We start from the raw sequence: 18,547 nt of genomic DNA, 5'->3' as shown, positions 1-18,547 counted from the left end.
ACCGGTGGCCATGGGGCGCTCCATTGGATGGGTCAGGGGGAAGACGGGGCGCAGCTGCTTTCGCGTACGACGAGCCGCACGGGCGCGATCGTATAGGCTGTGTCTGTCTCGGGATTGCGAAGTCTTTCCAGTATGAGTTCGGCGCTGCGCCGGCCCAGGCCACGCGGATCCACCGCGACGGTGGTGAGGGGCGGGACGCACACCGAGGCCTCGGCGACGTCATCGAAGCCGGTGAGGGCGAAGTCTTCACCCGGGCGCCGGCCACGTTTGGTCAGGCCAAGCATAAGCCCAAGGGCCACGGCATCGTTGTAGCAAACCGCCGCCGTCGGTGCCGGGTCCCGCGCGAACAGCGCGCCGGTCTGGCGTGCGGCCTCCAGGCGGGTGGGGGCGCTTTCGATCAGCCAGTTCGGGTCGACCTTCAGGCCGGCATCCCGCATGGCGTTGGCGTAGCCGCGGCGGCGCTGCTCCACCGAGCTGGAATCGCGGTGGCCGCCGAAAAAGGCGATGCGCTGGTGGCCCAGCTCGATCAGGTGCTGCGTGGCTAGCCGCGCGCCGTGTTCGTTATCCATCTCCAGGGTATCCCAGCGGTGCGACCCATCGTCATCGGGCAGCTCGCGGTTGAATACCAGCAGCGGCGTATGCATGCCCACGGCGGTGAGCACGCGCTCGCCATCGCTGCCTTCGGCAGGGGAGAGGATGATGCCGGCCGGGCCGTGCTCGATCATGGAGTTGAGCACCGCCTGCTGGCGCTCGGGCGATTCACCGGTGTTGCCCAGCAGGGTGACGTACCCGGCGCTGGCCAGGGTTTCGTCCGCCCCGGCGGCGAATTCGGCGAAGAACGGGTTGCCCAGGTCGTTGATGACCAGGCCGATGCTCGAGGACGTGCGCCGGCGCAGGTTGGCCGCCGCCCGGTTGTAGACGTAGCCCTGGCGCTTCAGCTCGGCCTCTACCCGGGCCCGGGTGACCGAGTTGACCAGGGGGCTGCCACGCAGCACCAGCGAAACGGTGGCCCGTGAAACATCGCAACCCTGGGCGATATCGGCCAACGTTACCTTGCGGCGCTGCGGGGTTGTCCTCGCCATCGTGACTCCTTCAAACGATCTAAACCACGCGATCATCGCGCGGGACGGCATGGGATACATCACGCACTGCAACATGCGTGGGTGCGCTATCTTTGCTACGTTCGACGTGTTTGTCACGATCCAAATGATCGGGACGTGCTTTCAGTCCATTTCCGGGGAGAAACCGATGTCGAGTTCCACGCGCCTGCGCCGCGGCCTGCTGGCCGCCGCCCTGTCCCTCGCCCTGCCGGCCCTGGCCATGGCGGCCAACGGTGGCAAGGGCACCAGCGCCTGGTCGGCGGTGGATCCGATGATCGGCACGGGCGGCGATGGCCACACGTTCCCGGGCGCCACGGTGCCGTTCGGCATGGTGCAGCTTTCCCCGGATACGGCCATGCCGGACTTCAAGCACGCCTATAAGTGGGCGGCCGGCTACCAGTACGGCGACTCGAGCATCCTGGGCTTCTCGCATACGCACTTCTCCGGCAGCGGCCACTCCGACCTGGGCGACGTATTGGTCATGCCCATCGCCGGCGACGTGAAGCTGGACCCCGGTTCCCCCGACCAGCCCGGCAGCGGTTACCGCTCGCGGTTCTCCCATGCGAGCGAAAAGGCCGAGGCAGGTTACTACGCCGTTACCCTCAGCGACTACGATGTTCGCGCCGAACTGACGGCAAATGCGCGCGTGGGCTTCCACCGCTACACGTTCCCCAAGGGCAAGCCGGCCCACGTGCTGCTGGACCTGCGCCCCAGCATTTATGACTACGACGGCAAGGTGCTGTGGGCGAGCCTGCGCGTACGCCCGGATGGCACGGTGACCGGCGGCCGCGAAACGCGCGGCTGGGCGCCGGGCCGCCAGTTGTATTTCGCCATGCGCTTTAACCAGCCGATCACCTCGCGCGCCCTGAAGAACCGCGAGGAGAAGATCGTGTACCGCGGCTTCGGTGGCCCGGGTAACCGCAACGATGACGTGGATGGCATCAGCGGCCGCGAGCTCGAGGGCGTGTTCGATTTCGGCAACCTCGATAAGCCCTTGATCGCCAAGGTGGCTATCTCGACGGTGAGCGAGGACAACGCCATCGCCAACCTGGACAAGGATGGCGCCGGTTTCGACTTCGATGCCCGCCGCGCCGATGCCCGCCAGCTGTGGGAGAAGACCCTCTCGGTGGTTGACCTGCAGGCCCCGGCCGAGACCCGCAAGACGTTCTACACCGCGCTTTACCACGCCATGCTCTCGCCCACGCTCAGCATGGACGTGAATGGCCAGTACCGCGGCCCGGATAACCAGGTGCACGATGCCAAGGGCTTCGATTTCTATTCCACCTGGTCGCTGTGGGATGTGTACCGCGCCCAGCAGCCGCTCATGACCTTGCTGGAGCCGAACAAGAGCAACGATTTCGTCAGCTCGCTGATCGCGGCCCGCGAGGCCAGCCCGTTCGGGATCCTGCCGGTGTGGGCGTACGGCGGCATGGAAACCTGGTGCATGATCGGCTACCACGCCGTGCCGGTGATCGCCGATGCCTACGTCAAGGGCATCCGTGGCTACGACGGCGGCAAGGCGCTGGAAGCCATGGTGGCCAGCGCCACCTACGGCCCGTACGGCGGCCTGGATGATTACATGAAGATCGGCTATGTGCCGATCGATCACCAGCCGGAAGCGGCCTCGAAGACCGTGGAGTACGCGTTCGACGACTGGTCCCTGGCCCAGGCGGCCAAGGCCATGGGCAAGGATGACGTGGCGGCGACCTTCATGAAGCGTGCCGGCAACTGGAAGAACAGCTTCGATGCGAAGACCGGCTTCCTGCGTGCCCGCAAGGCCGATGGGCAGTTCCGCGAGCCGTTCGATCCGTCCTCGGCCGCGTACGGCAGCGATTACACCGAAGGCAATGCCTGGCAGTACTCCTGGTACGTGCCGCAGGATGTGGCTGGGCTGATCCAGACCCTGGGCGGCAACGATGCCTTCGTGAAGAAGCTGGATTCGGTGTTCGATGCCAAGGTGGATCCGAAGTCGTTTGCGCATGTGGAAGACATCACTGGCCTGATCGGCTGGTATGCCCACGGCAATGAGCCGAGCCACCACGTAGCCTACCTGTACGACTACGCCGGCCAGCCCTGGAAGACCCAGGAGCGCCTGACCCAGATCATGAAGACCCAGTACACGCCGACCCCGACGGGTTTGGTGGGTAACGATGACCTGGGCCAGATGTCGGCCTGGTACGTCTTCAGTTCCCTGGGCTTCTACCCGGTCGCTCCGGGTAGCAGCCAGTATGTGATCGGCCGCCCGTTCGTGGAGAAGGCCACGCTGAACCTGCAGAACGGCAAGCGCTTCACCGTCTCCACCGACCACCTGGATGCGAAGCACCCGTACGTCGGCAAGGTCACGCTCAACGGCAAGGACCTGGCCCGTACCTGGGTGACGCATGAAGAACTCACCGCCGGCGGCGAGCTGCATTTCTCCATGCAGGCCGAGCCGTCGAAGTGGGGCACGGCCGCCGATGCCGCGCCGTACTCGATGAGCACGTCAAAGCAGTAAGCGTCAAGCCACACCCCCGTCACGGGGCCTTCACGGCCTCGTGGCGCCAATATCGCCTTTGACCTCAGGTATTGGCGCTGCGCTTACAATGCCTTTTCACACCAGGCAGGAGTCGTCGTGGGGATGACGAAGGCATGATCAAACGCGTTGGAGTGCGCTGGCGCATCGTCGGCTTGTTGGCCGCGGTGCTGGTTAGCGTCGCTTTGCCTTACTTCATTACCCGCTCCAGTTCCGAGCAGGCCCTGAGTTCGCGCGATTGGGTGACCCATACCGCCGATATCAAGGCCAGCATCTACCGGGCCGATGCGATCCTGCGCAGCAGCGAGGCCGCCATATACACGCTGGCCGCCGGTGGCACGCTGGATAAGGACCTCGAAGAGCGCGTGCTCCTGCCCGAGAGCCGGCTGCCGCCGCTCCTGGACGGGCTGCGCGATATGGTCAGCGATAACCCCGACCAGATTGCGCGGGTCGCGGGCCTGGAGGCCGTCGCGAACGGCCGGTTGAAACTCACCAAAGAGGCGCTCGCGAAGATCCGCACGGGTGACCGTGCCGGTGCGTTCGCCCTCATGGAGAGCGCGCGGCAGATGTTCCCGTTCCGCGAACGAGTGGTCGATATTCTCGCGGAAGAATCGAAGCTGCAGGACGAGCGCCGGGCCAACGCGAAGGGTACGGCCACGGATAACCGCGTCGTGCTTGGCGTGGCAGCGCTGGCGCAGATCGCCCTGCTGGTGATCGTGGTGGTGGTTTCCGAGCGCCAGATCGCAATCCGCCTGGCCGCCGAGTCCAAGGTGGATGAGGCCGTGAAGCGTTCGCAGCTGATCGTGCAGGCCGTGCGCGAACCCATCGCCTTGCTCGATTCAGAGCTGCGCGCGCTGCTGGTCAATACGGCGTTCGCCGAGTTGTACGGCTACGACGCCGAGGACGAGCAGGCCCATATGCCGCTGCGCTCGCTGGGCAACGGTGCCTGGGATGACATGGCACTGCTGCAACGCCTGAATGATGTGCTGGCGCGTGACCGCGAGCTGTGGGATTACGAGCTCACCCAGCGCACCGTCGATGGCATCGATCGCTTCGTGGTGATCAACGCCCGCCGCATTACCCAGCCCGATACCCAGCACCCGGCGCTGTTGCTCACGGTGAGCGACATCACCGCCCGCGCGCTGGTGGAGCAGAAGATCAATGAGCTGAACCGCCAGCTCGAAGGCAAGGTGGAGCAGGTCTCCGATGTGAACCGCGAGCTGGAAGCGTTCAGCTACTCGGTATCGCACGACCTGCGCGCGCCGTTGCGGCACATCTCCGGGTTCGCCGGCAAGCTCGAGGCGCAGCTGGGCGACCAGGCCGACGACCGGGTGCGCCACTACATTGATGTGATCAGCAGCTCGTCGCGGCGCATGGCCCAACTGATCGACGACCTGCTGGTGTTCTCGCGCCTTGGCCGCGGCGCGCTGCGCCTGCAGCCGGTGGATATGCAATCGCTCGTGGAAGAGGCGCGCGCGCTGGTGGAACCCGAGGCGCGCGATCGCCGCATCGAATGGAGCATTGCGCCGTTACCGATCGTGATCGGTGATGAAAACATGCTGCGCACCGTGTGGCAGAACCTGCTGGGCAATGCCGTGAAGTACACGGGCAACCGCGAAGTCGGGCAGATTTTCGTCGAGGTGGAGCGCACCGCCGTCGGCGATTACGAGTTCGCCGTGCGTGATAACGGCGCCGGTTTCGATATGCAGTACGCAAGCAAGCTGTTCGGCGTGTTCCAGCGCCTGCACCGCGCTTCGGAGTTCCCCGGCAACGGCATCGGCCTTGCCAACGTGCGGCGCATCATCGCGCGCCACGGCGGCCGTACGTGGGCCGAGGGTGAGACCGATCGCGGCGCCACTTTCCATTTTTCATTGCCAGCGTCCGATGTACCGGGCGCGCGCCTGGGTGACTTATGAACAATACCGACCTTCGTACCATCCTCCTTGTTGAGGATTCCCCGTTCGATGCCGAGATGGCCGCTGAAGCGCTGGTCAAGGCGAACCTGGCCAACCCGGTGGTGCACGTGGAGGACGGCGTGGACTGCATGGACTGGCTGAACCGCCGCGGCCGTTATGCCGATCGCCAGGAGCAGGATCCGGCCGTGATCCTGCTCGATATCAAGATGCCGCGTAAGGATGGCCTTGAGGTGCTGAAGGAGCTGCGCAGCGACGAACGCTGGAAGCGCACCCCGGTGGTGATCCTTTCCTCCTCGCGCGAAGAAAGCGACCTGGCGCGCAGCTGGGACCTGGGCGTGAACGCCTACGTGCTTAAGCCGGTGGATGCGCAGCAGTTCTTTACGGCCGTGCAGACGCTTGGCCATTTCTGGGCGGTGCTCAACCAGCGCCCCGGCGGCGAGTAAGGGTCAGGTACGCACGCATGAACGCGCACAGCGAGAAGGTCCGGATCCTGCAGGTCGAGGATAGTGAGCTCGATGCAGAGCTGGTGTTGTCGGAGCTGGACAACGATGGCCTCGCTTACGAGGTGCGGCTGGTGGACGACGAGCCGGCCTACGTTGCCGCGCTGGACGAATTCCGCCCGGATATCGTGCTATCGGACCTGAGCATGCCGCACTTCAGCGGCGAGCGTGCGTTGCAGATCCTGCGCGGCCGCTCCAGCGATATTCCCTTCATCTTCATTTCGGCGACGCTGGGCGAAGAGGCTGCTATCGAGGCGCTGCGCAGCGGTGCGACCGATTACATCCTGAAGCAGAACACCGCGCGCCTGGCATCCGCCGTGCGCCGCGCCCTGCGTGAAGCCGATGAACTCAAGGCGCGTGCGCGCGCCGAGCAGGAGCTGATCCGCGCCCAGCGGTTTGAAAGCCTTGCGTTGCTTGCAGGCGGGCTCTCGCACGATCTGCGCAACCTGCTGCAGCCGCTGCTCCTCGCGGGTGACACGCTGGAAGATTATGCCGACGATCCGCGCCTGGCACGCCTTGGCGCGCTCGTGCGCGACTGCGGCCGGCGCGGCCTGGAGATGGTCTCGTCCATGCTTTCGTTCGCTCGTGGCGCGCGCCGCGCCGAGCAGGTGAAGCTGGGCGCGCTGACCGATGCGTTGAAGCTGCTTCTGCAGGGCAGCGTGCCGCGTGCGATCCAGATGCAGGTCGATGTGTACGACCCCGACGTGGCATTCGAAGGCAACCACACCGAATTGCAGCAGTGCCTGCTCAACCTCACGCTCAATGCGATCCAGGCCATGCCCGAAGGGGGCAGCCTGCGCATCGAGACCTCGCAGGTCACGCTGGCGGATGACTTCTTCAGCGAGGATGAAAGCAGCATCCCGGGGCGTTACCTCAAGCTGTCGGTCATCGATACCGGCGCAGGCATGCCGCCCGACGTGCTGCAGCGCCTGTTCGAGCCGTTCTTCACCACCAAGGAATCCGGCACGGGCCTTGGCCTGCTTTCCTGCAAGCGTATCGTCGCCAGCCATGGCGGCCTGATGCGCGTACGCAGCCGCGTTGGCGAGGGTACGGAGTTTCATCTGTACCTTCCCCTCGGCACGGAAGAGAGTGACCTGGGCGAGATGCCGATCCTCGAGCCGTACCTGCAAGGCGAAGCCGAGCGGGTGCTCGTCGTGGTCGAAGAAGCCGTGCAGCTTTCGCTGCTTTCCGACACGCTCGATACCTACGGCTACCAGGCCGGTGCCAGCCAGAGCGGTACGGCGGCGCTACAGTGGATCGAAGCCCACGGCGTACCGGACCTCGTGGTCATGGACGCCGACATGAACCTGTTCACCGGTGTACGCACGCTCGCTGCGCTGCTTGAGCACGGCTACCGCGGCGCCGTACTGCTCCTGGCCCGCCCGGATGCCCCGCCTAACCTCGACGAGCTTCCCGACATCAAGCACCTCTACATCATCGACAAGCCCATCCAGTCACGGGCGTTGTTGAAGAAGGTGCGCGAGGCGCTTGAGGCAAGTCAGTCGAGCGTGGATGCTGGGGCGCGCCGGTTGGTGTAACGCGTCTTCGCTTCGTCAGGCCATCGCGCGCAAGCGCGCTTCTACACGAGCCTGCGCAGGTCTTGTGTAGGAGCGCGCTTGCGCGCGATGGGGACTTGCCCCGCGGCCAAATCCGACGCATTTTTCAGAATCCTTCCATATCTTTCCGCCAAACCCGCTGACTAACCTTTCCGTTCCTGCACACGCAGGTTCAACGGGCGAAGGGTGGGCGTGGGATGAAATGGAATCCGGAAGCGATGCGCGTGGCGATGGTGTGGAAAACGCGCGCTGCGATCTTTGTAGGCGCGTGCTTTGCCCACTGCCTGGGCGCCGTGGCGATCCTTGGCTTTCAGACCAACTGCTACGACCTGCCGTGCGTCGACTCGTGGTTCTTCGATGCGGTGCGCGGCGTGTGGAAGTTCCCGTTGTTCTACACGCCTGCGGGGCGTTTTCCTGCGCAGGATGTGGAGATGGTGAGGAGCTGGGGCCTGCACTGGCAGCTGTGGGCCAATGCTGCGGCGGCTACCGCCTTCTACTGGGGCGCGTGGGTGGCGGGTAAGCATGCGCGCGCGTGGTGGGTGGCGCGGCGGGCGTTGCAGAAGATCGGGTAGGTTGTCGCTAGCACCCATCTCGTGCAAGCACGCTCCTGCAAAGGCCTGCGCACGTGCCGTCGCCAACAACGTGCGCAGATCTTGTGTAGGAGCGCGCTCGCGCGCGATGCGTTTCCGTTTAATCGATGCCGAGCTTTTTCAGCTTGTAGCGCAGTGCGCGGAAGGTGATGCCGAGCTTCTTGGCGGTGGCGGTCTTGTTGTAGCGGGACTCTTCCAGGGCCTTGATGATCGTGTCGCGCTCGATGTTGGTGATGTAGTCCTCGAGCGAACCATCCGCGGCCGGGTTGCGCGGTGCGGGCGAGCCCGCGGGCACGCCCGCCGTGGGCACCGGTGCGCCGATTGCCGCAGGCAGCACATCGCCCGGCATGGCCGTGCGTTGCGGCAGCATCAGGTCGTCGGCCTCGATCGTGTCGCCTTCGCACATGGCCATGGCGCGTTCGAGGATGTTCTCCAGTTCGCGCACATTGCCCGGGAACTGATAGGCCTCGAGTGCGGCCAGTGCTTCGGGCTTGAGCTTGCCCGGCGGGCCGCCGGATTCCACGGCCAGCTGGCGCAGGATGAAATCGGCCAGGCGCGGTACGTCACCGCGGCGCTCACGCAGCGGCGGTACGCGCAGTTCGATCACGTTGATGCGGTAGAACAGATCCTGGCGGAACTGGCCCTGTTCCACCAGGGCGGCGAGGTTCTTGTGCGTGGCTGAGAGGATGCGCACATCCACCGGCACTTCGTCGCGCCCGCCAATGGGGCGCACGGCCTTCTCCTGGATGGCACGCAACAGCTTCACCTGCATGTGCAGGGGCAGCTCGGCCACCTCATCGAGGAACAGGGTGCCGCCGTGGGCCGCCTGGAACAGGCCTTCCTTGTCCGCGTGGGCACCGGTGAAGCTGCCCTTGCGGTGGCCGAAGAACTCGCTTTCCATCAGTTCCGATGGAATGGCGCCGCAGTTCACCGGCACGAAGGTGCCCGTGGCACGCGGCCCCAGTTCGTGGATAAGCCGGGCCACCAGTTCCTTGCCCACGCCGGATTCGCCAGCGATGTAGACAGGCGCCTGGTTGCGGGCCAGCTTGGCGATCTTGCCGCGTACCTCGACCATGACCGGCGAATCGCCGATCAGGCGGTCGGCGCCCGGCGCAGCCTTGCTCCCGGCTTCGCTCCGGCGTTCCTCGGAAAGGCGCAGGGCCGTTTTCACCAGGCGGCGCAGCAGGTGGATATCCACCGGCTTGGAGACGAAATCGAACGCGCCCGCTTTCAGGGCGTTCACGGCCGCATCCACGTTGCCGTAGGCGGTGATCATGGCTACCGGCATGTCGGGGTAGGTGGCCGAGATCAGCTCAATGATCTCCTGGCCACTGCCATCGGGCAGCCGCATGTCGGTAAAGCACAGGTCGTAACGGCGGGATGCGAGGGCGTTCCTGGCCTCGCTGACACTCCCCACGGCGTCCACGTCGAGTTCCATTCGACCGAGAGTGATGGTCAACAACTCGCGGATGTCCCGCTCGTCGTCGATGACCAGGACAGTCTGCTTGCTCATCGGGTCCGAAAGTTTCGGTGAATGTTCCAAATGTAACCGGCCCGGGCCCCCACGCAAAGCTCGGCTGTCATGCGCGGGCCGCGATGGGCGCCACAGCGGGCGTCCGGGCAGGTGGCGTCAGGCTGATCCGGAAGCAGCTGCCGCCGCCGGCCACGCGTACGTACTCCAGGGCGGCCTGGTTGGCCTCGGTCATCTGCCGGGCCAGGTACAGGCCCAGCCCGGTGCCGTATTCGTGGGTGGTGAAGAACGGCTCGAAGATCTGCGCGGCCACCTTCGGCGGGATGCCGGGGCCACGGTCGATCACCTCGAGGATGGGGATGCCCGCCTCGGAATGCCGGGCGACGACCATGACCCGGGCGGGCTCGCTGGGCATGCGCCCGTAACGCAGGGCGTTCTGCACCAGGTTCCAGACCACCTGCTGCAGGTGCTGCGGATCGGCCACGGCGGCCACCGGCTCGGAGCCGGAGACGGCGCGGAGCACATCGGCGCCCAGGTCGTTGCCCTGGCGGTATTCGCCGACGAAATCGTGCACCCAGCGGCTCAGGTCCAGCGTTTCCGGGCGCGAGCGCTCGCGGCGGGAAAGCTGCAGGATGTTTTCGATAATCTCATTGAGGCGTGAGCAGTGGTTGTTGATGATCTCAACCATGCGCAGGTCGGTATCGGCCAGGTCGGTGGATTCGGCCAGCAACTGGGCGGAATAGTGGATGGCCGCCAGCGGGTTACGAATCTCATGGGCAATGGAGGCCGAGAGCCGGCCCAGCGAGCTCAGGGTGAGTTCTTCGGCACGGCGGGACACCAGCGAGGTGTCATCCAGGAAGATCAGCACGTGGGAATCGTCGTTGGGCGCCAGGCGCGAGAAGCGCGGGATGACCTCGGGCGTGCCGTCGGCCAGCATGGTGGCGCTCTCATCCAGCTTGCCCGAGGCGCGCCAGTGGTACAGGCGCCGCGACAGCTCAGGGGCCAGCGAGCCCAGGTCGCGCTGCTCGGCCGAAGGGTTACCCATCAGCATCCAGGCCGATTCGTTCAACTGGTGGATCCGGTTGCCTTCATCCACCAGCAGCACGCCGGTTTTCATGCGGCGGATGATCAGTTCGTTGACCTGGGAGAGGTTGGCCAGGTCGATACCGCGCTGCTCGGCCAGCGCCTCCGAGGCGCGGATATTCCGGCCCAGCACGTAGCAGAGCGAGGCGCAGGCGAAGTAGGCCGCGCCGAACAGGCCGTATTCGACCACCTCGCGATCGGAGGCGCCGGGCTGGTCCACATCGAACAGGGAGTGGCCCAGCATGCACAGGGTGGCCAGGGCCGCGAAGAACATGGACAGGCGCAAGGGCAGCAACAGCGCGCCCGTGGCGATGTTCACCGCCAGCATCATGGCCACGCCCATCCGCACATCGTGCATGAGGATCAGGGCCAGCACTGCCGCGGCAATATCCAGGGTCAGGCCGATCGAGACGGCCAGCACCGGCCGGTGGAGCAGGGCCCGGGTGCGGGCGACCATGACCAGGGCGGCCAGCAGGTAGGCCATGGCCATGACCCGGGCCAGCACCGGATCGGGCAGGGTGGGCCACGCCATATGCTCCGGGCGGAATGCCAGGGCGGTGTACACCGCCGCCTGGCCCAGCCGGAAGTAATTGAAAAAGAACAGTTCGTGGCGTGCCGTGGCCTGGTTTGCCCGGGCGGTGGCGGTCATCGTCGGCGCGGGCGTGGACACGTTCTTGGCTCTCCGCCAGGGGGCCCCGGGTGCTGGGTATGACAGCCAGTATAGGGCGCCCCTGATACACGGCAACACGCCGCAACGGCACCGGCCTGCCCGGCGGCCCCTTTCCTTTGGGGGCGCCATCCGCGAAAATACTTGGCCGTATTGCGCAGTTTTTGCGTAGTTCGCGTGTTATCCCCCATCCCCGCGCGGGCCGCCAGCGGCCAGTGCGTGTTCACTCGCTTTTCTCCGTTCGCTCGAGGTATCGAATGAATTTCCACGAGTACCAGGCTAAAGAACTGTTCGCGAAGTACGGCATTGCCGTGCCCCCGGGCAAGGTTGCCAACTCTCCCGACGCCGCTGTCGATGCCGCCAAGCACCTTGGTGGTTCGCAGTGGATGGTCAAGGCCCAGATCCATGCCGGTGGTCGCGGCAAGGCCGGTGGCGTCAAGTTCTGCCGCAGCCTGGACGATGTCCGCGCCGCTGCCAAGGGCATGCTCGGCACCAACATGGAAACGTACCAGTCGGCTGGCCGCGCGCTGCCGGTGAACCTGGTGCTGGTGACCGACGCGACCGACATCGCCAAGGAACTCTACCTGTCGATCCTCACCGATCGTGACACCAAGGCCATCTCGTTCATCGCCTCCAAGCACGGCGGCGTGGATATCGAGCAGGTCGCTCACGATACCCCGGAAGACATCCACACCCTCGTGGTGGATTACGTCGAAGGCCTGCAGCCGTACCAGGCGCGTGAACTCGCGTTCAAGATGGACCTGGAAGGCAAGCAGGTGAACCAGCTCGTCAAGATCATGCTTGGCCTGTACAAGCTGTTCAACGAGAAGGACCTGGCCCTGGTCGAGCTGAACCCGCTCGCCATCCTCGCCGACGGCAACCTCGCCGCGCTCGATGGCAAGGTCAACTCCGACGACAACGCCGAATTCCGTCACCCGGACCTGGCCGCCATGCGCGACCTGACCCAGGAAGATGCGGCTGAGGCGGCTGCCGTGCAGCACAACCTCAACTACGTGACGATGGACGGCACCATCGGTTGCATGGTCAACGGCGCAGGCCTGGCCATGGCCACCATGGACGTGATCAAGCTGGCAGGCGGCGAGCCGGCCAACTTCCTCGACGTGGGCGGCGGTGCGACCAAGGAGCGCGTCACCGAGGCGTTCAAGCTCATCCTCTCGTCGGACAAGGTGAAGGCCATCCTGGTCAACATCTTCGGCGGTATCGTGCGTTGCGACCTCATCGCCGAAGGCATCATCGCCGCGGTGAAGGAAGTGGGCCTGAAGATCCCCGTGATCGTCCGCCTGCAGGGCACCAACGTCGACCAGGGCCGTGAGCTCCTGGCCAACTCGGGCCTGGCGATCACGCCGGCCGACGATCTCAACGATGCGGCCCAGAAGGCCGTGGCCGCAGCGGCCTGAGGAGCGAAGTAACATGAGCGTCCTGATCAACAAAAACACCAAGGTCCTCGTCCAGGGCTTTACCGGCCAGCAGGGCACGTTCCACGCCCAGCAGGCTCTCGATTACGGTACCCAGGTCGTGGGTGGCGTGACCCCGGGCAAGGGCGGTTCCGAGCACATTGGCCTGCCGGTGTTCAACACCGTGCGCCAGGCTGTCGACCAGACCAAGGCGGATGCCTCGGTCATCTTCGTGCCGCCTCCGTTCGCTGCCGATTCGATCCTCGAAGCCATCGATAGCGGTATCAAGGTCATCGTGGCTATCACCGAAGGCATCCCGGTGCTCGACATGATGCGCGTGAAGAACGTGCTGAAGTCGCACCCGGATGTGGTGCTGGTCGGTCCGAACTGCCCGGGTGTCATCACCCCGGGTGAATGCAAGATCGGCATCATGCCGGGCCACATCCACAAGCCGGGCAAGGTCGGTATCGTTTCGCGTTCGGGCACCCTGACGTATGAAGCGGTGTTCCAGACCACGAACGAAGGCCTGGGCCAGTCCACCTGCATCGGTATCGGTGGCGATCCGATCAACGGCCTGAACTTCATCGACTGCCTGAAGCTGTTCCAGGACGATCCGCAGACCGAAGGCATCATCATGGTCGGCGAAATCGGCGGCAGCGCGGAAGAAGACGCGGCTGAGTTCATCAGCCAGTACGTCAAGAAGCCGGTGGTGTCGTTCATCGCGGGTGCGTCGGCTCCTCCGGGCAAGCGCATGGGCCATGCCGGCGCGATCATCTCGGGCGGCAAGGGCACGGCGGAAGCCAAGTTCGCGGCTCTCGAGAAGGCAGGCGTCACCACGGTGAAGTCGCCGGCCGATCTCGGCAAGACCCTCGCGGGTCTGATGAAGTAATACGCGCTTCGCTTCGGCGAAACGAAGAAAGCCCCGCTTCGGCGGGGCTTTTTTTTTAAGCGGTTCATTCGCTGGCGCGAATGCATGTATTAAGCGGCTTGCGCCGTCTTAGGCTGGGATTCCGTTGGGGTCGGGGGCGGTCAGGCCCTTGCGGCCGCCAGACGCGGACCTTCGGACCGGGCCGTCGTGCCCTCGTCGCGAAAATCGATTCGTTAGGCGGCCCTCCGCTAATGTCGGCCGCAAGGGCCTGACCACCCCCGAGTCCACATGCCGCGTTACGTGTCGCACAAGCTCGCACACCGAAGCGTCGCTCCCTGTAGGAGCGTGCTTGCACGCGATGGGTGCTCGGCGACATTCCGATATCCACAGCCTGTGTGGATACGCACTGCATAAGCATGTGCATAAGTCGCAAGCAGGCTTGGATGACAACGACTTGCGTTGTGCTGCTCATTTCTTCGCCACGCGAACGCATTCATCCACAGCGTGTGTGGATACGCACTGCATAAGCATGTGTATAAGTCGCAAGCGGGCTTGAGCGACAACCACTTGCGTTGTGCTGGTTATTCCGTGAGCACTGCGCGGCGTGCATAACTCGTCCGATATCCACAGGGAATGTGGGTATCGCCTGCATAACAGTGTGGATAAGTCGCGTCTCATAAGCTGCGACAAACACTTGCGTCATCGTGGTCATTGCGTGACCACGGCGCGTCGGGCTATCGCGTGCAAGCACGCCCCTACAGAAGAACCACTGCCAAGTGAGACGACCCCTGTAGGAGCGCGCTTGCGCGCGATCCAAGCCTCGCGATATCCACAGCGAATGTGGATACGCCCTGCATAAGCATGTGCATAACTCGCAACCGGCCTTCCTCAACAACCACTTGCATTGCACTGGTCAATCTCTGCCCAGATGGAAGTGCGCAAGTGCGTCGATATCCACAGGGCGTGTGGGTATCAACTGCATAACAGTGTGGATAACCCGCATCTCATATGCTGCGACAACGACTTGCGTTGTGCTGGTTACTTCGTGGTCAGCGCGGTGCGAGCATGGCCGCGTTGATGCCTGCATCCGTCAGATGCGCAGGCATCGCATGGCCAAGGATGATCGACGCACAGGCTTCCGCCATGGCCGCGCTGGTCTGGATGCCGTAGCCGCCCTGGGCGGCTAGCCAGAAGAAGCCGGGTGCATCCGCGGCAAAGCCGCCGACCAGGTCGCCATCGGGCACGAAGCTGCGCAGGCCGGCCCAGGTGCGCGTCGGGCGGCGGATGCTCATGGTGGTGGCTTCTTCGATCTGGTGGATGCCCAGGGCGATGTCGTAGGCCTCGGGCTGCACGTCGTGCGGATGCGTGGGATCGGCGTTGGCGGCGGACCCGAGGAGCAGGCCGGCATCGGGTTTGAAGTAGTACGACTCGTCGAGGTCGACGACGAACGGCCAGTCCTGGGTCGCGATACCTTCCGGCGGCTCGAACAGGAAGGCCGAGCGGCGGCGCGGCTCGAGGCCGATGGGTGCCACGCCAGCGAGGCTGGCGATGACATCCGCCCATGCACCGGCGGCGTTTACGACGATCGCTGCCTGAAGGCTGCCGTTGACGCACCAGCCGCCGCCTTCGCGGGTGAGAGTGCGCACGTCGGTATCGAGTTGGACGCTGGCGCCGCGCGTCTTCGCGCCGCGTAGAAAAGCCTGGTGCAGCTCGTTCACATCGATATCGGCTGCTTCGGGTTCCCAGATGGCCGCATGCGCCGCTTTGCGCCGGAGTACGGGCACGGCGTCGTGTACCGCATCGCCATCGAACCACGTGAGGCTGGGTGTACCGGCGCACATGAGTTCGTAATCAGCGCGCAGCTGATCCTCCTGATCGGCGCGCGCCACAACGAGCGAGCCGCGGGTATGGAGGATCGGGTGGTGTGAGAAGCCTGCGGGTGGGCTTTCAAGAAATGGCCGCGTTGCCCGCGACAATGCACGTACCTGGGCCGAGCCGTAGGTTTCGCTGAAGTGCGCCGCGGAGCGGCCGGTGGTGTGCATGCCGGCGAACACTTCGCGCTCGAGCACCAGCACGCGCGCGTGGGGTGCGAGGAACCACGCGACCGATGCGCCGGCGATCCCCGCGCCGATCACGATGACATCGTACGAGCTCATAGGGCGGGCAGGTTCCAGGCGTCACGCAGGCGTGCGTATTCGGTTTTCGGCAGCAGCACGAACACAGGCTTCTTCGAGGGGTCCAGCCAGGCGAGCAGACGTTCCATGGTGGTGTCGGCCATGGCGGTACAACCGGCCGTGCCGGAGGTCGGCGTTTTCCACAGGTGCGCGAAGATGCAGCTGCCCGCAGCTTTCTTCCCATCGGGGTTGTGCTCGATGACGAACCCAATGCGGTAGGCGTGGTCGCCCTGGAAATGAATGTCACGGCGCATGGCCTCGGTGGCACCGGCCACGGCCTTCTCGCCGACCTTCTTCTCGTCGACGAGCTGGTTGTAGTAGGGCGAGCCATCCACGTCCACGCAATAATCGGATGCCGTGAGGCCCTTGTAGGGCAGGGCGGTGGGGTTGGTTTCGGCATAGCCGAAGGCGGTACCGATGCGGAAGATGCCGGCAGGGCTGCGGCCGTCGCCTTCGCGTTTCTGCGGGCCATCCGTCTGCGGCGGCGAGAGGCCCACGCCCCACGCGCTGCCGGTCTTGCCGATGACGACGGGCGAGGCATCGCCCACCTGCTTCCACTTGCCGCCGTCGCGCGTGTACGTGCGCAGCGTGCCCTGGATATCGTTCCAGCCACCGGTGGTGACCACGACCATCTGCCGCGAGACGGACCAGGAGGCGGGCGCCTCGAACGCGCTGGCGGGTAACGTGAGCGAGAAGGCGAGCAGGCCGGCGAGCCGGGGCAGGAAGGCCATGGGTGGCTCCGTGGGGCTAGGGTTCCAGCAGCTGCTGGGTACGGTCGAGGTTTTCCACCAGGCGCAGGTGGCGGTCATCGTCGCCTTCGCACAGGTGGATGAACACGGTATCCACCAGATGCTGCACGGTGGTCTGGTAGATGAGTGCCTGCACGTACGAGGCATCGTCGTGGGCCGCCACGACCAGCGAAAGATCGGCCATGGCGCGCAGCGGGTTGGCGGTGTGGCGGGTCAGCGTGATGACCTTGCCGCGGCGCTCGCGAACGAAACGGGCCAGCTTGGCCAGCGCCGGGTGGCGGCCATGCTCGGAGAACACCACGAGCACATCGCCCGGCGCGGCCACGCCCACCTGCGCGGCCATGCGGCCGACATCGGCGTGGCGGATGGCGGTGATCCCCAGCAGTGACAGGCGCATGGCAAACGCGCGCACCTGCAGGTCGTCTTCGCCCAGGCCGATCAGGAACAGCTTGCCCGCCCCGGCGATCGCCGCGACGACAGCCGCCATGGTTTCCGGGGTGTTGATCGCGTGGGTGGCTTCCTCGGCCTGCGTTTTGCGGTCCCACAGCTCGGCGCCCACCGCGTCGCCGGCGCGCGCTGCCACGGGTGCCTCATCGTCGTCACTGCGGCCGATCGATTCGCCGACCGAGTACTTCAGGTCCGGGTAGCCGCGAAAACCCAGCTTCTGGGTGAACTTCACCACGCTCGACTGGCTGATACCCAGCGCGTTCGCAAGCTGTTGCGAGGAGTAATCGCGCAGCAGCTGCGCGTTTTCCAGGATGAAATCGGCGATGCGCCGCTCCACCGCGCTCATGCGGTCGCGTTCGGAGCGGATTTTCACCAGGGGCGACATGCCAGCGGATTTCCTTTAGAGCGCTTCCAGGCCGCGGATCTCGCGGATGCCAAGGCCAGGTGCGTCCGTGATCGAGATTTCCGATTCGTTGAACGTGACCCCGCCATCGACCGGATCGTAGGCGCACAGCGACGGGCCGTCGAGATCCACCTTGGTGATCACATCGGATTTGGCCACGGCGACATGGACGGCGGCGGCCACGCTGATACTGGATTCCAGCATGCAGCCGATCATGCACTCGATGCCGTAGAGGCCGGCGATGTCGGCGATCTTGATGGCGTTGGAGATACCGCCGGTCTTCATCAGCTTGATGTTGATGATGTCCGCGGCGCGCATGCGGATCAGTTCCATGACCTCCATGGGCCCGAACACGCTTTCATCGGCCATGACCGGGGTGTGCACGCGTTCGGTCACGTAGCGCATGCCTTCCAGGTCGCGCGCCTTCACCGGCTGTTCGACCAGCTCCAGGCGCACGCCTGCATCTTCGAGTGCATGCAGGGCGTAAACGGCTTCCTTCGCCGTCCAGCCCTGGTTCGCATCGAGCCGGAGCAACGCGCGGTTTTCCACGGCGGCATGGATGGCGCGGACGCGCTCGATATCCACGCCGATATCCTTGCCCACCTTGATCTTCAGCGATTCGAAGCCACGCTCCACCGCTGAGACCGAATCGGCGACCATCTTGTCGATGTAATCGACGCTGATGGTGATATCGGTGGTGATCACCGGATCGCCACCGCCGAGCAGCTTGTATAGCGGTGCGTTGTAGAGCTGGCCCCACAGGTCGTGAACCGCGATCTCCACGGCCGCCTTGGCGCTGCTGTTGCGCTCCATCGAGGTCTGGATCAGCCGGGTGATCCGGTTGAGGTCGGCGATCTCTTCGCCGATCAGGCGCGGGGCGATGTAGTGGCGGATGGCATCGATGATGGAGCCGTGGGTGTCACCGGTGATAACCGCCGTGGCCGGCGCTTCGCCATAGCCGATATGGCCATCATCCGTGTGGACCATCACGACGATGTCTTCCACGTTCTCCACCGTGCGCAGCGCGGTCTTGAATGCGGTTTTCAGTGGCACGCGCAGCATGCCGAAGCGAATGTCCGTGATCTTCATAAAATCC

General features: G+C 64.9%; 14 protein-coding genes. 7 read left to right on the top strand and 7 right to left on the bottom strand.

Annotation, left to right across the window (positions count from 1 at the left end; genetic code table 11):
• Positions 1 to 32: 32 nt before the first annotated feature.
• On the bottom strand, positions 33 to 1,082 hold the full coding sequence (locus tag ABIE56_RS13390; protein ID WP_429244280.1) for a LacI family DNA-binding transcriptional regulator: 1,050 nt from the start codon (positions 1,080 to 1,082) through the stop codon (positions 33 to 35).
• Positions 1,083 to 1,248: 166 nt separating this feature from the next.
• Between ABIE56_RS13390 and ABIE56_RS13385 the strand changes: the two genes are divergently transcribed.
• The 5 genes from ABIE56_RS13385 (at position 1,249) to ABIE56_RS13365 (ending at position 8,156) form a co-directional block, all read left to right on the top strand.
• Positions 1,249 to 3,594: a GH92 family glycosyl hydrolase gene (locus tag ABIE56_RS13385; RefSeq protein ID WP_429244279.1), complete on the top strand. Its 2,346-nt coding sequence runs from the start codon at positions 1,249 to 1,251 to the stop codon at positions 3,592 to 3,594.
• Between the two features lie 134 nt (positions 3,595 to 3,728).
• Positions 3,729 to 5,528, top strand: coding sequence for a sensor histidine kinase (locus tag ABIE56_RS13380; protein ID WP_429244278.1), 1,800 nt, complete (start codon positions 3,729 to 3,731; stop codon positions 5,526 to 5,528).
• Positions 5,525 to 5,971: a response regulator gene (locus ABIE56_RS13375; protein WP_429244277.1), complete on the top strand. Its 447-nt coding sequence runs from the start codon at positions 5,525 to 5,527 to the stop codon at positions 5,969 to 5,971. Before ABIE56_RS13380 ends, ABIE56_RS13375 begins: the two co-directional genes overlap by 4 nt.
• A 17-nt stretch (positions 5,972 to 5,988) precedes the next feature.
• Positions 5,989 to 7,566: a response regulator gene (locus ABIE56_RS13370; protein ID WP_429244276.1), complete on the top strand. Its 1,578-nt coding sequence runs from the start codon at positions 5,989 to 5,991 to the stop codon at positions 7,564 to 7,566.
• A gap of 215 nt (positions 7,567 to 7,781) precedes the next feature.
• Positions 7,782 to 8,156: a hypothetical protein gene (locus tag ABIE56_RS13365; protein WP_429244275.1), complete on the top strand. Its 375-nt coding sequence runs from the start codon at positions 7,782 to 7,784 to the stop codon at positions 8,154 to 8,156.
• Between the two features lie 118 nt (positions 8,157 to 8,274).
• Here the strand turns inward: ABIE56_RS13365 and ABIE56_RS13360 are convergent, their stop codons facing one another.
• Positions 8,275 to 9,687 (bottom strand): sigma-54-dependent transcriptional regulator, encoded by a 1,413-nt coding sequence (locus ABIE56_RS13360; protein ID WP_429244274.1) that lies wholly within the window; start codon positions 9,685 to 9,687, stop codon positions 8,275 to 8,277.
• Positions 9,688 to 9,754: 67 nt separating this feature from the next.
• Entirely contained in the window at positions 9,755 to 11,377 is a 1,623-nt protein-coding gene (locus ABIE56_RS13355) for a sensor histidine kinase (RefSeq protein ID WP_429244340.1), read from the bottom strand.
• Positions 11,378 to 11,610: 233 nt separating this feature from the next.
• Between ABIE56_RS13355 and sucC the strand changes: the two genes are divergently transcribed.
• Entirely contained in the window at positions 11,611 to 12,813 is a 1,203-nt protein-coding gene (gene sucC / locus ABIE56_RS13350; RefSeq protein ID WP_429244273.1) for an ADP-forming succinate--CoA ligase subunit beta, read from the top strand.
• Positions 12,814 to 12,826: 13 nt separating this feature from the next.
• Complete coding sequence (gene sucD, locus ABIE56_RS13345; RefSeq protein ID WP_247329115.1) at positions 12,827 to 13,699, top strand: succinate--CoA ligase subunit alpha; 873 nt, start codon at positions 12,827 to 12,829, stop codon at positions 13,697 to 13,699.
• Between the two features lie 1,028 nt (positions 13,700 to 14,727).
• On the opposite strand, the gene ABIE56_RS13340 is transcribed toward sucD, so the two are convergent.
• Genes ABIE56_RS13340 through ABIE56_RS13325 form a run of 4 tightly spaced genes read right to left on the bottom strand, consistent with a single transcriptional unit; the run spans position 14,728 to position 18,540 of the window.
• Complete coding sequence (locus tag ABIE56_RS13340; protein WP_429244272.1) at positions 14,728 to 15,834, bottom strand: NAD(P)/FAD-dependent oxidoreductase; 1,107 nt, start codon at positions 15,832 to 15,834, stop codon at positions 14,728 to 14,730.
• Positions 15,831 to 16,583, bottom strand: coding sequence for a L,D-transpeptidase family protein (locus ABIE56_RS13335; RefSeq protein WP_429244271.1), 753 nt, complete (start codon positions 16,581 to 16,583; stop codon positions 15,831 to 15,833). The genes ABIE56_RS13340 and ABIE56_RS13335 overlap by 4 nt, the downstream gene beginning before the upstream one ends.
• 16 nt (positions 16,584 to 16,599) lie before the next feature.
• Entirely contained in the window at positions 16,600 to 17,433 is an 834-nt protein-coding gene (locus tag ABIE56_RS13330) for a MurR/RpiR family transcriptional regulator (protein ID WP_429244270.1), read from the bottom strand.
• A 15-nt stretch (positions 17,434 to 17,448) separates the two neighbouring features.
• The gene (locus tag ABIE56_RS13325) at positions 17,449 to 18,540 is read right to left on the bottom strand and encodes a dipeptide epimerase (RefSeq protein WP_429244269.1); all 1,092 of its coding nucleotides are present in this window, start codon (positions 18,538 to 18,540) and stop codon (positions 17,449 to 17,451) included.
• Positions 18,541 to 18,547: the final 7 nt, after the last annotated feature.

The organism is Luteibacter sp. 621, assembly GCF_050435445.1.
In the GTDB taxonomy this organism is placed as follows: Bacteria; Pseudomonadota; Gammaproteobacteria; order Xanthomonadales; family Rhodanobacteraceae; genus Luteibacter.
The sequence above is the reverse complement of the archived record's forward strand: the minus strand, read 5'-3'. Positions and strand labels throughout refer to the sequence as shown.

Excerpts from the sequence above, each read along its gene's own strand:
- ABIE56_RS13390 (WP_429244280.1), bottom strand. The coding sequence starts at position 1,082 with ATGGCGAGGACAACCCCGCAGCGCCGCAAGGTAACGTTGGCCGATATC.
- ABIE56_RS13385 (WP_429244279.1), top strand. The coding sequence starts at position 1,249 with ATGTCGAGTTCCACGCGCCTGCGCCGCGGCCTGCTGGCCGCCGCCCTG.
- ABIE56_RS13380 (WP_429244278.1), top strand. The coding sequence starts at position 3,729 with ATGATCAAACGCGTTGGAGTGCGCTGGCGCATCGTCGGCTTGTTGGCC.
- ABIE56_RS13375 (WP_429244277.1), top strand. The coding sequence starts at position 5,525 with ATGAACAATACCGACCTTCGTACCATCCTCCTTGTTGAGGATTCCCCG.
- ABIE56_RS13370 (WP_429244276.1), top strand. The coding sequence starts at position 5,989 with ATGAACGCGCACAGCGAGAAGGTCCGGATCCTGCAGGTCGAGGATAGT.
- ABIE56_RS13365 (WP_429244275.1), top strand. The coding sequence starts at position 7,782 with ATGAAATGGAATCCGGAAGCGATGCGCGTGGCGATGGTGTGGAAAACG.
- ABIE56_RS13360 (WP_429244274.1), bottom strand. The coding sequence starts at position 9,687 with ATGAGCAAGCAGACTGTCCTGGTCATCGACGACGAGCGGGACATCCGC.
- ABIE56_RS13355 (WP_429244340.1), bottom strand. The coding sequence starts at position 11,377 with ATGACCGCCACCGCCCGGGCAAACCAGGCCACGGCACGCCACGAACTG.
- sucD (WP_247329115.1), top strand. The coding sequence starts at position 12,827 with ATGAGCGTCCTGATCAACAAAAACACCAAGGTCCTCGTCCAGGGCTTT.
- ABIE56_RS13340 (WP_429244272.1), bottom strand. The coding sequence starts at position 15,834 with ATGAGCTCGTACGATGTCATCGTGATCGGCGCGGGGATCGCCGGCGCA.
- ABIE56_RS13335 (WP_429244271.1), bottom strand. The coding sequence starts at position 16,583 with ATGGCCTTCCTGCCCCGGCTCGCCGGCCTGCTCGCCTTCTCGCTCACG.
- ABIE56_RS13330 (WP_429244270.1), bottom strand. The coding sequence starts at position 17,433 with ATGTCGCCCCTGGTGAAAATCCGCTCCGAACGCGACCGCATGAGCGCG.
- ABIE56_RS13325 (WP_429244269.1), bottom strand. The coding sequence starts at position 18,540 with ATGAAGATCACGGACATTCGCTTCGGCATGCTGCGCGTGCCACTGAAA.